We start from the raw sequence: 17,668 nt of genomic DNA, 5'->3' as shown, positions 1-17,668 counted from the left end.
GTTGTTTTTGATCAGGCTATTTTTCGACGATGGCGGTGATGCCCAGCCCGCCGGCTGCACAAATCGAAATCAGGCCGCGCCCGCCACCGTTTTCATGGATGGTTTTGGCCAGCGCCGCCAGTTGCCGGCCACCGGTGGCGGCAAACGGATGGCCACAGCCCAGGGAGCCGCCATTGACGTTCATCTTGCTGCGATCGATGGCGCCCAGTGGCGCCTCCAAGCCTAGACGCTCGCGGCAATACTCGGGGTCTTCCCACGCCTTGAGCGTGCACAGCACCTGGGCGGCAAAGGCTTCGTGAATTTCAAAAAAGTCAAAGTCGGCAAACCCCAGCCCCTCACGCTTGAGCATGCGTGGCACGGCATAAGCCGGGGCCATCAACAAGCCTTCGGTGCCGTCGACAAAGTTCACCGCAGCGGTTTCGCCGGTACGCAGGTAAGCAAGCACCGGCAACCCCTGCTCGGCAGCCCAGGCTTCGCTGGCCAGCAAGACCACTGAGGCGCCATCGGTCAGCGGTGTGGAGTTACCCGCCGTGAGCGTGCCGTTTTGGCGATCATAGGCGGGCGAAAGGCCCGCGAGCTTCTCCAGGCTGGCATCGGCACGCAGGTTGTTGTCACGCGCCAGCCCGCGATAGGGGCTGATCAGGTCATCGAAAAAACCGCGTTTATAGGCCGCATCCAGGCGCTGGTGACTGGTGAGGGTCAGCTCATCCTGGGCCAGCCGTTTGATCTGCCAGCGCCTGGCCATTTCTTCGCAGTGCTCGCCCATGGACAAACCGGTACGCGGCTCGCCATTGCGCGGCAGCAGCGGTTTGAAAAACATCGACGGGCGCACCTTCAGCAGGGTCTTCAACTTGGCGCCCATGCCCTTGGCGCGATTGGCCGCCAGCAAGGTGTGGCGCAGCGATTCGTTGATGCCGATGGGCGCATCGGAGGTGGTGTCGGCGCCACCGGCGATGCCCACTTCGATCTGGCCGAGCGCGATCTTGTTGGCGACCAGCAAGGCCGCTTCCAGGCCAGTGCCGCAGGCTTGTTGTACATCGTAAGCGGGCGTTTCGGGCGACAACGTGGTGCACAGCAACGCCTCACGCGCCAGGTTGAAATCCCGCGAATGCTTGATCACCGCGCCCGCAGCAAACTCACCCAGGCGCTGGCCGTGCAGGTGATAGCGCTCCACCAGGCCTTGCAGGGCCGCCACCAGCAGGTCCTGATTGCTGTCGTGGGCATACACGGTGTTGGAACGGGCAAACGGGATACGGTTGCCGCCGATAATCGCCACGCGGCGGGTCGGGGCCGGGTTGAAACTGTAGTCACTCATTGATGGCTCTCGTTCCAGATAAATAGCCCGCGCATATGCGGTTTATCACCGGCAACATTGCGCACTTCAAACTCACGGCGCGGCCCGGTCACCGGGCGGCTCCATTGCGCGACCTGGCCGGGCAGGAAGATCGGCAGCTTGAAGTCGCAATGCGCTTGCGCCTGATCCAGCCCGCCCGGCGGTTGTTGCGCCGCCAGTGCGCGGCCCAGGGTCCACATGCCATGGGCGATGGCGCGGCGAAAGCCGAAGATCCTGGCGCCAATCACCGAGGTGTGAATCGGGTTGAAATCCCCCGAGACCTTGGCAAATCGGCGCCCCAGGTCGGCCGGCAGCACCCAGCGCTGGGTGCGCAACAGGCCGTCTTCCTGCAAGGCCAGCACGTCGTCCCAGGGTTCACCGACCGGGTCTTTGACGTCGCGGCGCAGGTACAGGCTGTCGCTTTCCCACACCAGCGTATCCGCCGCAAAGGCGCGGGTGGCGATGCTCAGCGCCTGGCCCTTGGGGTGCGCCACCCAGCGCTCGCAGTACACTTCCAGGCGCAGCGCCTGGCCTTCGCGCAAACGCTGGTGCTGTCGAATGCGATTGGCCAGGTGCACCATGCCACTGGCCGGGTACGGAAAGCTCGGCCGGGTCAGCAGCATCAAATGCAGTGGGAACGCCAGCACATGCGGATAGGACAGCGGCACGCCCTGCTCACGGCGAAAACCGCAGGCGCGGCCATAGGCGGCGATGCCAGCAGCGCTCAGCTCCACCGCCGAGCGCACCAGGCGCGCGGTGGGCAGCGGCGGCGGCCCGTCAAGCTTGGGTTTGCGCAGTGCGCGCACGCCGTCCAGCAACAGCTGGGTGCGCGACGGTGGCGGGTCGATGATCTGCGTCACATAGTCCATGGTTCAGGCTCCCAGCAGGCTTTGGCCGCACACCCGTACCACCTGGCCATTGACCCCGCCGGACGCCGGGTGCGCCAGCCAGGCGATGGTCTCGGCCACATCGATCGGCTGCCCGCCCTGGGACAGTGAGTTCATGCGCCGCCCGGCCTCACGGATCATCAGCGGGATTTTCGCGGTCATCTGGGTTTCGATAAACCCCGGCGCCACCGCATTCACCGTGACTTGCAGAGCGGCCGCCTGGGGTGCCAGGCCCTCCACCAGGCCAATCACGCCCGCCTTGGAGGTGGCGTAGTTGCTTTGCCCGAGGTTGCCAGCGATACCGGAAATCGACGACACGCACACAATCCGCCCGCCAGGGTTCAAGCCTCGCCCCTCCAACAGTGCGCTGCTGAGCTGCAACGGCGCTTCGAGGTTGACCGCCAGCACACTGCGCCAGGCGGCTTCGGTCATCTTGGCGATGGTTTTGTCGCGGGTGATCCCGGCGTTGTGCACCACCACGTCGAATGCGCCGTATTGGCTGACATGCGCCTGCAACAGCGCGGCCGCATCGGCTGCGGTGATGTCCAGCGGCAAGGCCGAGCCGTTCACACTGTCGGCGGCTTGAAGCAGCGCTGCCTGGGCCTGGGGCACGTCCACGCACACCACATGAGCACCGTCGCGGGCCAGCACCTGGGCAATTGCCAGGCCAATGCCACGTGAGGCGCCGGTGACCAGGGCACGGCGACCGGCGAAGGGTTTGTCCCAGTTCACCGTGCCCTGGGCGTCCACGGGTTTTTCCAGGCGCACCACCTGGCCCGACACATAGGCCGAGCGGCGCGATAAAAAGAACCGCAGGCTGCTGTCCAGTGCGTCTTCGGCGCCCGGTGCCACGTAGATCAATTGCACCGTAATTGCACGGCGCAATTCCTTGGCCAGCGAGCGCACCAGCCCTTCAAGGGCACGCTGGGCGATGGCCTGGGGCAAGTCCTGGCAATGTTCCGGCGCCGTGCCGAGCACTACCACGCGGCCGTGCTGGCCGAGGCGCTTGGCATTAGCGTGGAAGAACAGGTAGAGCTCGTCGAGTTGTTGCAGGTCGAGCACGGCCGTGGCGTCGAACACCGCGCCCTGCACCTTGACCGTGGACGGTGCCTTGAGGGTTGCCGGCGTGGCGGCGACGGTATCGGTGTCTTTGAAGAGCTGTTGCACCTGCGCACCGAGGCGCCCTGCCCCGGCGACAATCACCGGGTTGGCCAGGCCTTGCTGGCCGCTGCGGTGGCGTTGCAAGGGCAAGGGTTGCGGCAGGCCGATTGCCTGGGCCAGCCGCCGGCCCCAAGGGGAATTGACGAAGGATAGGTAGCTGTCACTCATAAAACATTCTTTCCCTGTAAACCCGATCAACTGTGGGAGCTGGCTTGCTGTGGCGAGGGAGCTTGCTCCCGTTCGACAGCGTAGCTGGAGCCCGCTTTTGGGGGCGCTTCGCACCCCAGCGCAAGCAAGCTTGCTCGCCACAGCAAGCCAGCTCCCACATGGACCGCGTGCTTTCTAGTTGACCGAGGCGTTTTCGCTTTGGCTGTTGCGGCGTTTGGCCTTGGGCTCCAACGCCTGTTGACGCTGCTGCAAAGCCTCCAGCAAGCCAAAATCCTGCGGGAAGTCGTCAACCTGAATACCGTGGTCGGCATATTCCACGTAACGCCCGAGCAAGCTGTCTTCCTCATCACTGATCAAGTCCAGCGCCCGCGCCTTGACGCGCCAGGCGGTAAAGGCGGTGGCGGAAATCGGCATCGGTTCGATCAGGCCCTGCTTGATCGCGGGCTTGAGCCGCGCCTCGATCAGCTCCACCTGCGGCAACAGCCGGAAGCCCAATTCGCCATAGGCGAGCTTGTCGATTTCCGGGCGCGGAATGTAGGAATTGGCCAGCAAGCGGTCGCGGGTTTCGCCGGGGGTTTGCACCACATCGGCCACCTGGGCCAGCAGGCGGTCCGAGGGTTTGTGCTGGGGAATACCGAACGGGAAACTCAAGGCACGCACCACGGCTGCCGCCGGTTTCGACGGGTAGTTGTCGAGTACTTCGGCAAGGGCTTCATGGGCACGCAGCAATGCGTCCTGGGCCGACCAGTGCACCAGCGGCAAGTCGGCCTGGGGCCGTCCGTCGTCCTCAAAACGCTTGAGCACGCAGGACAAGATGTACAGCTGCGACAGAATATCGCCCAGGCGCCCGGTGATACTTTCCTTGCGCTTGAGCGCACCGCCGAGCACGCCCATGGACACATCCGAGATCAATGCCAGCACCACCGACAGCCGATTGGCCTGGCGGTAGTAGGACGCCAGCGCCGGGTCGGTCTTGGCCGGTGCGGCAAGCAGCCGCCCGCCTGTCAGCGAATGCACCGCAGCGCGCACGGTATTGGCCAACACGAAACTCAGGTGGCCGAACATCGCGCTGTCGAAGGCTTCCAGGGCTTTGCGTCGATCCGGGTTGTGCGCCGCTTCCATCTCGCGGAACACATACGGATGGCAACGAATCAGCCCCTGGCCAAAGATGATCAGGCAGCGGGTCATGATGTTCGCGCCTTCCACGGTGATCGCAATCGGGCTTTGCTGGTAAGCGCGAGCCAGGAAATTGTTTGGCCCCATGCAGATGCCTTTGCCGGCCACGATGTCCATGCCGTCGTTGACGATCATCCGCGCGCGCTCGGTGACGTGGTACTTGGCAATCGCCGAGATCACCGAGGGCTTTTCACCGGCATCCAAAGACGCCACCGAGACTTTGCGCACCGCATCGCAGGCATACAAATGCCCGGCCATGCGCGCCAAGGGCGCCTGTACGCCTTCGAACTTGCCGATGGGCAGGCCGAACTGCTTGCGCATCGCCGCATAAGCCGTGGTGCCGCGTACCGCGACCTTGCCCAGGCCGACGTTGGCCGACGGCAGCGAAATAGCGCGCCCGGCTGCCAGGCATTCCATCAGCATGCGCCAGCCATTGCCGACCTGTTCGCGGCCGCCGATCACCCATTCCAGCGGAATGAACACATCCTTGCCGGTGGTAGGCCCGTTCTGGAACACCGCGTTCAGCGGCCAATGCCGACGACCGCTGTTCACGCCCGGGTGGGAGGTGGGGATCAACGCACAGGTAATGCCCAGCGAACCAGCCTTGCCGAGCAAGCCATCCGGGTCTTCGGCACGAAACGCCAGGCCCAGCACCGTGGCAATCGGGCCGAGGGTGATGTAGCGCTTGTCCCAGGTCACTTTGAAACCCAGCACTTCCTCGCCCTCATGCACGCCTTTGCAGACGATGCCCAGGTCTGGAATCGATCCGGCATCGGAACCGGCATACGGGCTGGTGAGGGCAAAGCACGGGATGTCTTCGCCGCGTGCCAGGCGCGGCAAATAGTAATTGCGCTGCGCATCGGTGCCGTAATGCAGCAGCAATTCAGCCGGGCCAAGGGAGTTGGGCACCATCACCGAAATCGCCGCGGCCGAGCAACGCGTCGACAGCTTCATCACCACCTGCGAATGCGCATAGTGGGAGAAGCCTTTGCCGCCGTACTGCTTGGGAATGATCATGCCCAGGAACCCGGCGTCCTTGGTGTACTGCCAGCCTTCGGGGGACATGTCCTGCCAGACTTGGGTGGTTTCCCAGTCGTTGGCGATGTCGCAGAGGGTTTCCACTTCGTTATCGAGAAACGCCTGCTCTTCGGCGCTCAGGCTGGCAGGCGCGGCTTGCAGCAAGCGCTGCCAGTTGGGCTTGCCGCTGAACAGCTCGGCGTCCCACCACACGGTGCCGGACTCGATGGCCGCGCGCTCGGTGTCAGACATCGCCGGCATGATCGTGCGAAACAGGCCCAGGGCCTTGCTGGTCAGCAGCGTGCGGCGCAGCGGCTTGATCGTCATCAGCACGGCGGGCAGTACCACCAGAATGGCCGCGACGCTGGCGCCAAAGCCTGCGACCACATTGAACAGATAACCAAGCGCCAGCCAGACCAGGCCGACGCCCAGCCACAGGGCAGCAGCGGCTTGTCGATAGGCCAGGGCAATCGCGGCGGCGACACCCAACAATAACCAGATAACCATGGGGATACCTCTACTCAATTCAGGGTATGGCATGCGCGTCGCTCGTTCGGGATGAACGAGGGCGTAAAACCACACTACAAACTTGAAAGGACAAATTCAAATTTTGTTTTGAAATTTTTATTTAATGCTTTGACGAAAAAAATAGGCTGATCGAGTCAGCCAGTTTCTGCATTGGGAAAACATTAAAACCAGTACATTTGCAGCACGGGTGTGAAGCGCCAGAAAGATGCGCTGACTGACCACTTCACACCTGAGCACGCACAGATTGTGGGTTAGAACTTATACGTGGCCGACAGGCTTACCACCTCCCCTTTGCTGTCCACCTTTCCATCCAGGCGCGCAGCCCCAAGGCGATCTTCGTTGACGGTCTTGAGCTTGACCTCCTGTACAAACTGCCGCGAGTAGGCGCCGTCCACACTCAAGCCTGGAACCGCTTTGATGTTGTAGCCAAAACCCAACGAGGCAAAATAACGATCACCGTCAGGAATGCGCGGGTCACGCGTGGAGTCACGGGTAGGCGTCTGATCATAGGCAACACCGGCACGCAGAGTGAAATCGTCAGTGAGCTTATAGTCGCCGCCCAGCGAGTACATCATCACGTCTTTGTACTTGTAAGGAATCGACACAATGGTATTGCCGTCAGACTTCAACGTCAGGGCCTTGAAGGACGACCACTGGGTCCACAAGGCACTGGCGCCCAGGGTGAAGCGGTCATTGAACACGTGTACCCAGTCGATGGCAGCAGTCGCCGGGATGTCCAGTTGCGTGCTGGCGTTGGCACCGTCCGGGAACAGTTTCAAGCCTGGGTAAGCGCGCTCAACCAGCGTCAAGCCGTCGCCGCCTACGTCAGTCATCAGTAACCGACTTCCTGGGTCGGCATTGAATTTGTACTTGCCCTCCAGCTTGTTCTTGATTTTGGCGTGGTAGTTGAAGCCAACGGTATCCTGGTCGGTGGGTTTCCACGCCATGCCGCCAAACCAGCCCACAGACGTATTATCGACCTTGACCCGAATCAGCGATTGGCCCACTCCGGATGGAAAGGGAATACCAAAGCCGCCCAGCCCCGGTGAAACTGCCGCTGCTGCGTACAAGTCGACGTTCTGGCTGACAAACCCACTCGTATGCTGAACGATGGCGCCGCCACCGATAGAGAACTGATCGTTAACTTTGAAGGACAGCGAACCGGTCAGTCCCACGGTTTCGATTTTGGTGTCTACGGCAAAATCGCGGCCTTTCCAATCCGGGTCCCAGGTCGACTTCATCCCCTGGGGCACCACCTGGCTTAAACCAACACTGAAACGATCGTTAATGGGTATCACCAGGAACCCGGTCGGCAGCCAAGCGGTGAACCCGCCTTCGCCACCATCACCCGTACGCGGCGTAGAGGTAACGCCACCAAACTCGTCCAATACCCCTACAGAAGCTGGGTCGCCTTTGTAATCAGTGGCATTGCCTTTGAACTTGATATTGACGCGCGCATAAATGACGTTTTGCTGCGCGATAGTTTGATCGATAAACGCCATGGCAGCCGGGTTGTTGTACGCCGAGGACGGGTCGTCCTTGAACAACGAACCACCACCGAACGCACGACCCCAACCTTGGGCACCAAATGTAGGAGTCGAGAAGCCACCGGCCTGCACCGAACCGCCCGCGACCATGAGACCGCCCAACAATGCCAGGCCGATAAACGTCTGGGCCGGTTGTTTCTTATTATTCATGCTCCACTCCTTATTATTTTTATCCACCACGGCCGGGCCTACCGTCCCTGGTTTTCCTCAACAGGTGCCCCGAGAGGGGCACCTGCATTTCAACGTGTGATCATCACGTCCAACGCGTTGCTATCAAGGATTTACAGTGAGTGCTGGGCTTGGAGCGGCGTTCAGAGCAGTGATTTTGCAGCTGCCGACCGTTTGAGCAGATGGAACGGTGATGGCGTGGGTGTTGTTGTTGTAGAGCACATTGATAGTGACCGGGCCACTGGCGCAGTTGCTGACAATCTTGAAGTTGACGCCGGACACGGTACCCGCATACACACCTGCACCGGTGCTCGTGGAGGTTGGCGTCAAGGTCCAAGGCAGACCCAGCAGCACCGGCACGCCACAGAGTGGGTTGGCACCACTGACAGTCGCGCCCGTAATAGCAGCGGCGGAACCGTCGGCGGCCACACTACCGGTGAACACGATATTGCAGGAAACAGGCGCACCGAACGACGCTGGCGACGACACCGCAATGGTCCCGGCAGGCGTGGAAAAGCCCGTGCCTGCAGGAGAAATAGTGGCTGCACTCGCCATGGAAGCAGCACCCATGCAAACAGCCAGAGCAGTCAACGACACGAGAGTTTTCAAGCTTTTCATTGTTTTTCCTCACATGTTATGGCGAGTCAGTTCGCCAGGGGTAATGGCCATGATCGAGAGGTCACGGTGAAACTGCAGAACTTCCCTTTCCAGCCAAATTTCAATGCCTATACCGCTACAGTTTTAGAATTCGTTTATTCGACCACTTTGAAAGTTGGCGGCATCTTGATCGACACCGTCTTGATCTTGCAGTCTTCGCCAATCGGCACATTGGCGGCTTCCAACTTGCCGGTGGCGTTATCCCAAGTACCGTCGGCGGTCGACGGGCCGCACTTGCCGCCTAAACCGAAGGCATGCACATCCACGCTGATGTTCGACATCGAGCCGCTTTTAGTGTCTTTGGCAATTAATACCCACGGCAAGTTGATAGCCTCGACGCGGCTGCATTTCAGGCCGCCATCGAATTCAACTTTGTCGACATTCACCGACGCGCCATTGGCCGCGACCTTGCCGGCCACTTTGATGGTGCAGTCGGCGCTGATCAGCGCGCCCTTGGAAAAACTGATCGGGCCTTGGGCCGTAAAGGCGCTGCCGGCCGGCTCGATACGCGCAGCCTGGGCTTGTTGGTAAACCATCAGGCCCAGTGCGGCCAGGATGACATGGGCGGTAAAGGTGGCAGGGCTTTGCATGGTGTACGTCCTTCCCTTGAAATTATTGTTGTAGGGTCAAACCACTGACTTGCACTAAAACCGATAAATCCTGGGCGATGAAGGCCTGCGCGGTACACAGACCCCGAGTTCAATCACACAGGCGTTAGTTCAGATTAAAACGGCGTCGCGCTGTTGCTGTACTTCTCCAGATACTTCAACCGCTGTGACGGTTGAAGATTGGTCAGGGTGATATCCCCGGCATAGTGGTTCAAGACACGGTGGTCCATGCGACGTCGCCACAAGTACGGCACATAGGCCCAGACAATCATGCTGGCGTAACCGTAAGGCAGTTGCGGCGATTCATCAAAGTGGCGCAGCGACTGGTAACTGCGGGTCGGGTTGGCATGGTGATCGGAGTGGCGCTGAAGTTGGAACAGAAAGATATTGGTGACAATCCGATTACTGTTCCACGAATGCCGAGGCGAACAACGCTCATAACGACCGTTGGGCAACTTCTGGCGTTTAAGCCCGTAGTGCTCGACATAATTGACCACTTCCAGCAACGAGAACCCGTAGATGCCCTGGATGATCAGGAACGGAATTACCGCCGCGCCCAACCAGGCAATCATCGCGCCCCACAACACCAGACTGTACATCCAGGCGCTGAGCACCGCGTTCTTCCAGTGCAAGGCCGGCAGGCCGAGTTTGCGCAGGCGTTCGCGCTCCAGGTTCCAGGCTGACACGGCGCTGAACCACACCGAGCGCGGCAGGAACGCCCAGAAACTCTCACCGAGGCGCGAGCTGGCCGGGTCTTCCGGGGTGGCGACGCGTACATGGTGGCCACGGTTGTGTTCGGTGTAGAAGTGCCCGTAGAAGGTCGGCGCCAGGGTCACTTTAGCCAGGAACACTTCCAGCGGCTTGGGCTTGTGCCCCAGTTCGTGAGCGGTGTTGATGGCAATGCCGGTGGCAGCACCGGTGGACATCGCCATGCCCAGGTAAGTGAACCAGCTGACCGCACCGTGCAACTCAGTACGCGCGGTAATGAAGGCGGCGGTTTTGGCCAGCCAGCTCGACGGGTCCAGGTGGGCGGTGGCGTTCAGCAGACCGCCGCTGATGATCCAGTCGATGCCGCCGGCGGCGAGCCAGCCGGTGATCACCACCGACGAGATGACGAACAGCACACCGGTGTAGACGATCCAGCGGTAGTAGCTTTGGGATTCGAGGTGGTTGACGGCGGATTCGGGTGGGTTGCTGACGTCTTCACCGAGCAGGCCGTCGATCAGCGGGATAAGGCCGAAGATCACCAGCACACCGACCCACCACAGTTGCTGTACGCCGGTGGTAATTGCCAGGGCGCCGGACAGCAAGGGGGTTGCCAGTGGCATGATGCCGAGCCACCAGAGGTGACGCTTGCCGTCGGTCCAGACGGTTGGGCTTGCAATAGTCTGATTCATGGCAGCCTCCGAACGAGGCAGGTTGGGTATGCGATAAAAGGCGTTTTTTTCATTATTTTATTCGCTCTTAGGCATTTCAAAAACTGTTTCAAATTACACATTGAAATAATTTTTTAAAATTAATAGCGCGGAATCGTTAGGTCGTCAACTAGTTTCTCGAAGGCTTTTTAACGTGACCGGGCAGTCTCTTTTTCAGCCGTTTGGTCAGGTGTCTAAAGCAGGCATCGACGCCGTTGAACCGCGAGTCGGATTGCACAATCATTTACCCAACTACTTACCCAGCTACTTACCCACCAGGGCCAATGGCCGTTGCGAAAGCGGGTCGTTTTGCGGCGGTTTGACGCGCTTGGCAATCTGCTCCACCACCGCCACCACACGCTCTGTGGCGGTGATCGGCAGCATATGACCCCTGCCCTCCACCACTTGCAGCTTCAGCCCCGGCACCTTGCTGGCCAGGGCCTGGCCGTGCTTCTGGAAGTCCAGCACCTTGTCGCGCGCGCCATAGATCAGGCCGATGGGCAAGGTCAGTTGCGGGTAGCGCTTGACCATGTCCGGCAGGTGATCGTTGACTGTGTTGATCTCGGTGGAGGCGGCGTAGAAGTTGTCCGGGCGCATCCCCAGCAGCCCGCCGCCACGGGTGGCGAAGTCCGGTGGCGCGGTATCGGGGGCGAACACGCCCTTGACCACCGAACCTTTGGTCAAAAGCCCCACGGGCAGGGTCAGGGTGTGCGACACCCAACGACGCAACCAGGCCGGGCGTACGGCCAGTGACAGGAACACCAGCGGCAACAGGCGCTGCGGGTGGGTCAGCGGCGCAACCAGGACCAACCCGGACACCGCATGCGGATGATCAAGCGCCAGCGCCAGGGCAATTGCACCGCCAAGGGAATGCCCCAGCACCAGCGGCTTATCCAGGTCGAGGGTCTTGATAAACGCGGCGATTTGGCGGGCCTGGGCCGGCAGATCTGCCGCCGTGTGTGCGCCACGGCTGGAATAGCCGGAGCCCGGACGGTCCAGCGTAATCACCCGAAAGCGTTCACGTAATTGCCCGGACAACGCATAGGTGAGGTTGCGACTGCTGCCCATCAGCCCGTGAATCATCACCAGCGGTGGGCCTTTACCTTCTTCGACATAGTGAAAGCGCTCGCCATCGACCTCGACGAAACGCCCGTTGATCGGAACGGTGGTTTCTATACGCCGTGTCATCCAGGCACTCAAGCCCCACAGCAGCGCACTGGCGCCCACCAACACACCCGCAGCAACAACCCATTCAACCGCCATAGCTCGGTCCTCTGCTTCCCTGCTGCTGCTCCCTGACCGGTATTGGTCAAGGCCTCAGCCACCGTCCACACCCTGGACCCGGACTTGCTGCATAGCGTGCGCGTCTGTCGGACAAGGCGCACATTGCGAACAAGGTCCTAGCGTAGGCGATATTTTCAGGTAGATTATTTAAAATCTTTTTTAAAATAATTAATTCATTTTTTCTTTGCAATGGTGTTCTATCTAAAAGACAAAACAAAAACAGGAGCACATCTGATGCCCATGAGGGACAGCCTATGAATGCCCACACTGATTCCATCGACATCGCCATCATCGGTTCAGGTTTTGCCGGCCTGTGCATGGCGATCAAACTCAAGGAAGCCGGGTTTACCGACTTCTTTATCGCCGAGCAGGCCGACACCCTCGGTGGCACCTGGCGTGACAACCACTACCCTGGCTGCGCCTGCGACGTGCAGTCCCATGTGTATTCGTATTCGTTTGCGCCCAACCCCAACTGGACGCGGCAATTTGCGCCACAGGCGGAGATCCGCGCTTACCTTGAGCACTGCGCGCAGCGGTTCGGGCTGGCGCCCTATTTGCGCTTCGGCATGGGCCTGCAACGTGCGGTGTTTGATGAGCAGCAGCAACGCTGGCAACTGAGTTTCAGCGATGGCCGCAAGATTAGCGCGCGGGCGCTGGTGTCGGGCATGGGCGGCCTGTCACGCCCGGCGTTGCCGGATATTCCAGGGCTGGACAGCTTCAAGGGCAAACGCTTTCACTCCCAGCACTGGGATCATGACTATTCGTTGAAAGGCAAGCGCGTGGCGGTGATCGGCACCGGCGCCAGTGCGATCCAGTTCGTGCCGCAGATTGCCCCGCAGGTGGCGCACCTGGACCTGTTCCAGCGCACGCCACCGTGGATCATGCCCAAGCCGGATCGCGAGATTTCAAGGCTCGAACGCTGGGCCTTCAAACACCTGCCGTTTACCCAACGCCTGGTGCGCGGCGCCTTTTACTGGGCGCTGGAAGGCCGCGTGGTGGGCTTTGCCCTGCACCCGCGGCTGATGAAGATGGTGCAGAAGATCGCCCTGCGCCACTTGCGCAAACAGGTGGCGCGCCCTTCCCTGCGCAAAACCCTGACGCCGGACTACACCATCGGCTGCAAGCGCGTGTTGATCTCCAATGACTACTACCCGGCGCTGTCACGCAGCAATGTCGAGGTGGTCACCGACACGGTGCTGCGCATCGAAGCCGATGGCGTGATCACCAGCGACGGCATCAAGCACCCGGCCGACTGCCTGATTTTCGGCACCGGTTTCCAGGCCACCGATCCACTCCCCCGCGACTGCATCATCGGCCGCGACGGTATCGACCTGATGGACGCCTGGCGCGACGGCGCCCACGCCTATAAAGGTACGACGGTGCCGGGTTATCCCAACCTGTTCCTGATTGTCGGGCCTAACACGGGCCTGGGGCATAACTCGATGATTCTGATGATCGAGGCCCAGGTCGCCTACATCCTCGATGCGCTCAAGCACATGCAGCACCAGCGCATTGCCACGGTCGAGGTCAAACCCGCCGTCGAGCAGGCTTACAACCAACAGTTGCAGGACAAGCTCAAGCACACCATCTGGAACACCGGTGGTTGCCAAAGTTGGTACCTGGACCCGCGCACCGGCAAAAACACCACGCTGTGGCCCGGCTCAACCTGGCGTTTCAAGCAGGTCACCCGGCACTTTGCCCTCAAGGACTACCTCGCCAACCCGTTGCCGGCCTCCGCGCCGCGCGCGGTTGTGGCCCCGCAACCCACTGCAGAAGGCAGCCTGTCATGAAGTCATTCAATGGCCGCGTGGCGGCAATCACCGGCGCAGCCTCCGGCATGGGCCGTGCCCTGGCCCTCGCATTGGCGCGCGAAGGTTGCCACTTGGCGCTTTCGGACAAGAACAGCCAAGGCTTGGAACACACCCTCGCGCTGATCAAGTCTTCAACCTTGTCGCCGATCATGATCACCACCCACGTCGTCGATGTGGCCGACCGCCAGGCCGTGCAAGACTGGGCCGCACGCTGCGCGGCCGAGCATGGCCAGGTCAACCTGATCTTCAACAATGCCGGCGTGGCGCTGTCGAGCACCGTCGAGGGTGTGGACTATGCCGACCTTGAGTGGATCGTCGGCATCAACTTCTGGGGCGTGGTGCATGGCACCAAGGCGTTTCTGCCGCACCTCAAAGCCAGCGGCGAAGGGCATGTGGTCAATACTTCCAGCGTGTTCGGCCTGTTTGCCCAGCCGGGCATGAGCGGCTACAACGCGACCAAGTTTGCCGTGCGCGGCTTTACCGAATCCCTGCGCCAGGAGCTCGACCTGCAAGGCTGCGGTGTGTCCGCCACCTGCGTACACCCCGGCGGCATTCGCACCGACATCTGCCGCAGCAGCCGCATCGACGCGAACATGACCGGCTTTCTGATCCACAGCGAGCAACAGGCCCGCGCCGACTTCGAAAAACTCTTCATCACCGACGCCGACCAGGCCGCCAAGGTGATTCTGCAAGGCGTACGCAAGAACAAGCGCCGCGTGCTGATCGGTCGCGACGCGTACTTTCTCGACCTGCTCGCCCGGTGCCTGCCGGCGGCCTATCAGGCCCTGGTGGTGTTCGCCAGCAAACGTATGGCGCCCAAACCGCGCACGCCGGTGTTCGAAACCAACGACGAAACCCGACTCTGAACAGGAGCACGCACCATGCTGCCGATCCGTCGCGATATCCGTTTTGCCTTGCCTGCCGAGCGCATCAAGGACTGGCACGAACAAGGCCCGTTCATCACGCACTTTTTCAACGCGTTGTCGCTGCTGTTTCCCCAGGGCGAGCTGTTTTTCATGGACAGCGTGCGCCACTACCGCCAGCGCATCGACGACCCGGCGTTGAAGAAAGAAATCCAGGGGTTTATCGGCCAGGAAGCCATGCACAGCCGCGAACACGTGGCCTACAACGATCACTTGCAAGCGGCCGGTCTGCCGGCGCACACCCTCGACAAGCGCCTGAAGTTCTTCCTCGACCTGCAAAAGAAACACCTGCCACCGTCGTTCAACCTGGCGGTGACCATCGCCCTGGAACACTACACCGCGATGCTCGCGGAAATCCTGCTCAGCGACCCGTCGCGTTTTGGCGAGTCACTCAAGGGCTACCAGCAGATGTGGTACTGGCACGCCCTCGAAGAAACCGAGCACAAGGCCGTGGCGTTCGATGTGTGGAACACCGTGATCAAGCCTGGGCCGATGCGCTATCTGTTGCGCACCGGCACCATGTTGACCACCACGCTGCTGTTCTGGCTGGTCGTGTTTGATTTCCATGTGCGCCTGCTGTTGGCCGACCGCAAAGCCGGTGGGCACCTGAAGGGGTTCTGGCGCATGCTCAAGTTTCTATACGGGCCCAAGGGCGTGTTCCCACGCATGCTGCGGCCGTGGTTGCACTATTTCAAACCGGGCTTTCACCCCTGGGACCATGACAACCGTGCACGCCTGGCGGGTATCGACGACCTGGTCGAAGCGATTGAAAAAACCCGGCGCGAATACGCGTCCGCCCACGCTTAAGCCTGAGCCGCCGCACGTCTGCGGACAAAGCCCGGTAGCAGGTCGCCGGGCAGCGCCTTGCTGAAATACCAGCCCTGGATAAACAGCTCGGTGCCGGTATTCAAAAAGGCCAACTGCTCGGCGGTCTCCACGCCCTCGACCACCACGCCCAGGTTCAGCGCCTCACAAAAGCGCAACATGCCGGTCAACACCTGGGCGCCTTTGGGGTCGCGCTGGGCCACCACGAAACTGCGGTCGATCTTGATAAAGTCCACCGGAAACTGATGCAGGTAACTCAAGGCCGAAAACCCGGTGCCGAAGTCATCGATATACACCTTGGCGCCGATCGCCTGGAGCCTCTGGATGGTCTGGCGGGTGGCCTGGACATCACCCACCAATGCATCTTCGGTGATTTCCACCGAGATCTGGCCACAGGCCTGGGCAAGGATCTCCACCAGGCGCTCGCCATAGCCTGCGTGAGTGAGCGTGGCGCTGGAAATATTGATGGTCATGGGCAAGGCAAAGCCGATCTTTTGCCACTTCTGATATTGGCGCACGGCCTGGGACGCCACCCACAGATCAACATCCGGCATCAACCGCGCCTGGGCCAGCCATTGCAGGAACTCCCAGGGTGAATGCACCGTGCCCTGGCTGTCCCGCGCGCGCATCAGCGCCTCACAGCCGGTGCACAGGCCGGTGCGGGTCGAGACTTGCGGCTGGAATTCCAGGTAGAACTCGTAATCGCTGATCTGCTGGATACGGCTCAATTCGACTGCCTGACGGGCGGCCGCCTTGTGGGACGCCAACACCGGGTCCAATTCCAGCAGGCGGCCTTTCTCTTCGAGGCCACGGAAGGTCATGTCCAACGACTTGAGGTACACCGTGCCACCCTCACTGGACTGGCGATGAATCGCGCGCACATACGGCGCATACACCAACGTGCCCAGCCCCAACAGCACCACTTGCAGCACCACCGCCGCCACGTCGCCGTGAGTGCTGAGGTAGGCATTGAGCAGCACTGGCGCGGTAAATGGCACGCTGGCCACCGCCGGCGATACCCAGCCCAACTGCACCACCGTCAATGCCAGCAGGGTGTTGAACGCCGGCACCAGCAGAAACGGGATAAACAAGCGTGGGTTAAGGATGATCGGCAAGCCGAACAACAGCACTTCGCTGACATTGAACAACGACAGCGGCAGACTGGCCATTGCCAGCAAACGCATGGTTTGGCTTTTGGAAAACAACAGGATCGCCAGCAGCAAACACAACGCCCCGCCCGACCCACCGATAAACGCGAAAGAACCGAGCAGGCCACTGTTGAGCAGGTACTTGACCGGTTCACCCGCCGCCAGCGCGGCGCCATTGAGCACTACGGCCTGGTCCAGTACATCAAACAGCGGCTGCATGGCGTACACACCGTGAATGCCGAAAAACCACAGCAGCGAATTCATCAAGGTCACAAACAATCCGCTGCCATACGGCGTTTGCAATGCATCCAGTACCTGCGGCCCCTGTAGTTGCGCCACATAGGGAATCTGCAACATCAACGACAACACCACCACCAGCAACAGCGCTGTAATCGCGCCGGGCACCACCATGTTGATGGTGCCGCGCAGGTTGTGGCCCACCAAGTCTTCGTTGACCAGCCGTGTCCAGCGGAAACGGTGCAGCCAGGCGATCGTCGGCACATTCAACAGCGGCGAAGCGATGGCGATAAACAATACAAACGTCGCCGATGCTCGCGGGTAGTCGCGCAATACAAAGGTGGCGATCACCACGTGGGCCAGGCACAAAAATGCCACTGGCAATTGTGGCAGCCGGTGCTGGATGGCGAGCATGTAGCCAATCGATGCCGCCACCAGCAGCGGGATCACCGAGCTGATCTGGTTATGCAACCCCGACAGAAAGGCCACCACCTGCGGATCGAAGCCCAGCACCTTGGCGCATTCAGCCAAGATCAGGAAACCGGCAGACACCAGCAGGCACGGCAGGATCCACAGCAAGCCTTCACGGATGGCGCGCAATGATTCGGTACTGGCCAAGGCCGCCAGGCGTTGGGTGAGGAAAAGTTTGAACAGCGTTTGCGCCATGCCCCGTCCCTCTGCCCGTATCGCTTTCTGCCCATGCTTGGCAGTGCCCAAAAATCCCATGTAACGCTACACGGCCACCTACCGGTAGCGAAAGGCTTTTGCCGCACTA

13 protein-coding genes are annotated in these 17,668 nt (G+C 60.9%); 3 read left to right on the top strand and 10 right to left on the bottom strand.

Features of this window, described 5'->3' with window-relative positions:
• Window positions 1-16 precede the first annotated feature (16 nt).
• The 9 genes from HU759_RS13790 to HU759_RS13750 all read right to left on the bottom strand — a co-directional run bounded on the left by HU759_RS13790 (window position 17) and on the right by HU759_RS13750 (window position 11,928).
• The gene (locus tag HU759_RS13790; RefSeq protein ID WP_186618214.1) at window positions 17-1,315 is read right to left on the bottom strand and encodes an acetyl-CoA C-acetyltransferase; all 1,299 of its coding nucleotides are present in this window, start codon (window positions 1,313-1,315) and stop codon (window positions 17-19) included.
• Complete coding sequence (locus HU759_RS13785; protein WP_186618215.1) at window positions 1,312-2,202, bottom strand: MaoC/PaaZ C-terminal domain-containing protein; 891 nt, start codon at window positions 2,200-2,202, stop codon at window positions 1,312-1,314. Before HU759_RS13785 ends, HU759_RS13790 begins: the two co-directional genes overlap by 4 nt.
• 3 nt (window positions 2,203-2,205) lie before the next feature.
• Window positions 2,206-3,549: a 3-oxoacyl-ACP reductase gene (locus HU759_RS13780; RefSeq protein WP_170040984.1), complete on the bottom strand. Its 1,344-nt coding sequence runs from the start codon at window positions 3,547-3,549 to the stop codon at window positions 2,206-2,208.
• A 174-nt stretch (window positions 3,550-3,723) separates the two neighbouring features.
• On the bottom strand, window positions 3,724-6,249 hold the full coding sequence (locus HU759_RS13775) for an acyl-CoA dehydrogenase (protein ID WP_186618216.1): 2,526 nt from the start codon (window positions 6,247-6,249) through the stop codon (window positions 3,724-3,726).
• A gap of 272 nt (window positions 6,250-6,521) precedes the next feature.
• Window positions 6,522-7,967: an outer membrane protein transport protein gene (locus HU759_RS13770; RefSeq protein ID WP_017136808.1), complete on the bottom strand. Its 1,446-nt coding sequence runs from the start codon at window positions 7,965-7,967 to the stop codon at window positions 6,522-6,524.
• 123 nt (window positions 7,968-8,090) lie between these two features.
• Entirely contained in the window at window positions 8,091-8,603 is a 513-nt protein-coding gene (gene praB, locus HU759_RS13765; RefSeq protein WP_017136809.1) for an alkane oxidation protein activator PraB, read from the bottom strand.
• A 134-nt stretch (window positions 8,604-8,737) separates the two neighbouring features.
• A complete protein-coding gene (praA, locus tag HU759_RS13760; protein ID WP_138452388.1) occupies window positions 8,738-9,232 on the bottom strand; it encodes an alkane oxidation protein activator PraA in 495 nt (164 codons plus the stop codon).
• A gap of 134 nt (window positions 9,233-9,366) precedes the next feature.
• Entirely contained in the window at window positions 9,367-10,647 is a 1,281-nt protein-coding gene (locus HU759_RS13755) for an alkane 1-monooxygenase (protein ID WP_186618217.1), read from the bottom strand.
• 282 nt (window positions 10,648-10,929) lie between these two features.
• The gene (locus tag HU759_RS13750) at window positions 10,930-11,928 is read right to left on the bottom strand and encodes an alpha/beta hydrolase (protein WP_099547833.1); all 999 of its coding nucleotides are present in this window, start codon (window positions 11,926-11,928) and stop codon (window positions 10,930-10,932) included.
• 275 nt (window positions 11,929-12,203) lie between these two features.
• On the opposite strand from HU759_RS13750, the gene HU759_RS13745 reads away from it, so the two are divergent.
• The 3 genes from HU759_RS13745 to HU759_RS13735 are packed head-to-tail and all read left to right on the top strand — an operon-like array spanning window position 12,204 to window position 15,490.
• Window positions 12,204-13,739: an NAD(P)/FAD-dependent oxidoreductase gene (locus HU759_RS13745; protein WP_186618218.1), complete on the top strand. Its 1,536-nt coding sequence runs from the start codon at window positions 12,204-12,206 to the stop codon at window positions 13,737-13,739.
• Window positions 13,736-14,626, top strand: coding sequence for an SDR family NAD(P)-dependent oxidoreductase (locus HU759_RS13740; RefSeq protein WP_170040049.1), 891 nt, complete (start codon window positions 13,736-13,738; stop codon window positions 14,624-14,626). The genes HU759_RS13745 and HU759_RS13740 overlap by 4 nt, the downstream gene beginning before the upstream one ends.
• Before the next feature lie 15 nt (window positions 14,627-14,641).
• The gene (locus HU759_RS13735) at window positions 14,642-15,490 is read left to right on the top strand and encodes a metal-dependent hydrolase (RefSeq protein ID WP_170040050.1); all 849 of its coding nucleotides are present in this window, start codon (window positions 14,642-14,644) and stop codon (window positions 15,488-15,490) included.
• Here the strand turns inward: HU759_RS13735 and HU759_RS13730 are convergent.
• Complete coding sequence (locus tag HU759_RS13730) at window positions 15,487-17,559, bottom strand: EAL domain-containing protein (protein ID WP_017136816.1); 2,073 nt, start codon at window positions 17,557-17,559, stop codon at window positions 15,487-15,489. The genes HU759_RS13735 and HU759_RS13730 overlap by 4 nt on opposite strands.
• Between the last annotated feature and the right edge of the window lie 109 nt (window positions 17,560-17,668).

The sequence above is a fragment of the Pseudomonas sp. OE 28.3 genome (genome assembly GCF_014268205.2).
Classification (GTDB): Bacteria; Pseudomonadota; Gammaproteobacteria; order Pseudomonadales; family Pseudomonadaceae; genus Aquipseudomonas; species Aquipseudomonas edaphica.
This window is presented reverse-complemented; position numbering and strand designations above follow the sequence as displayed.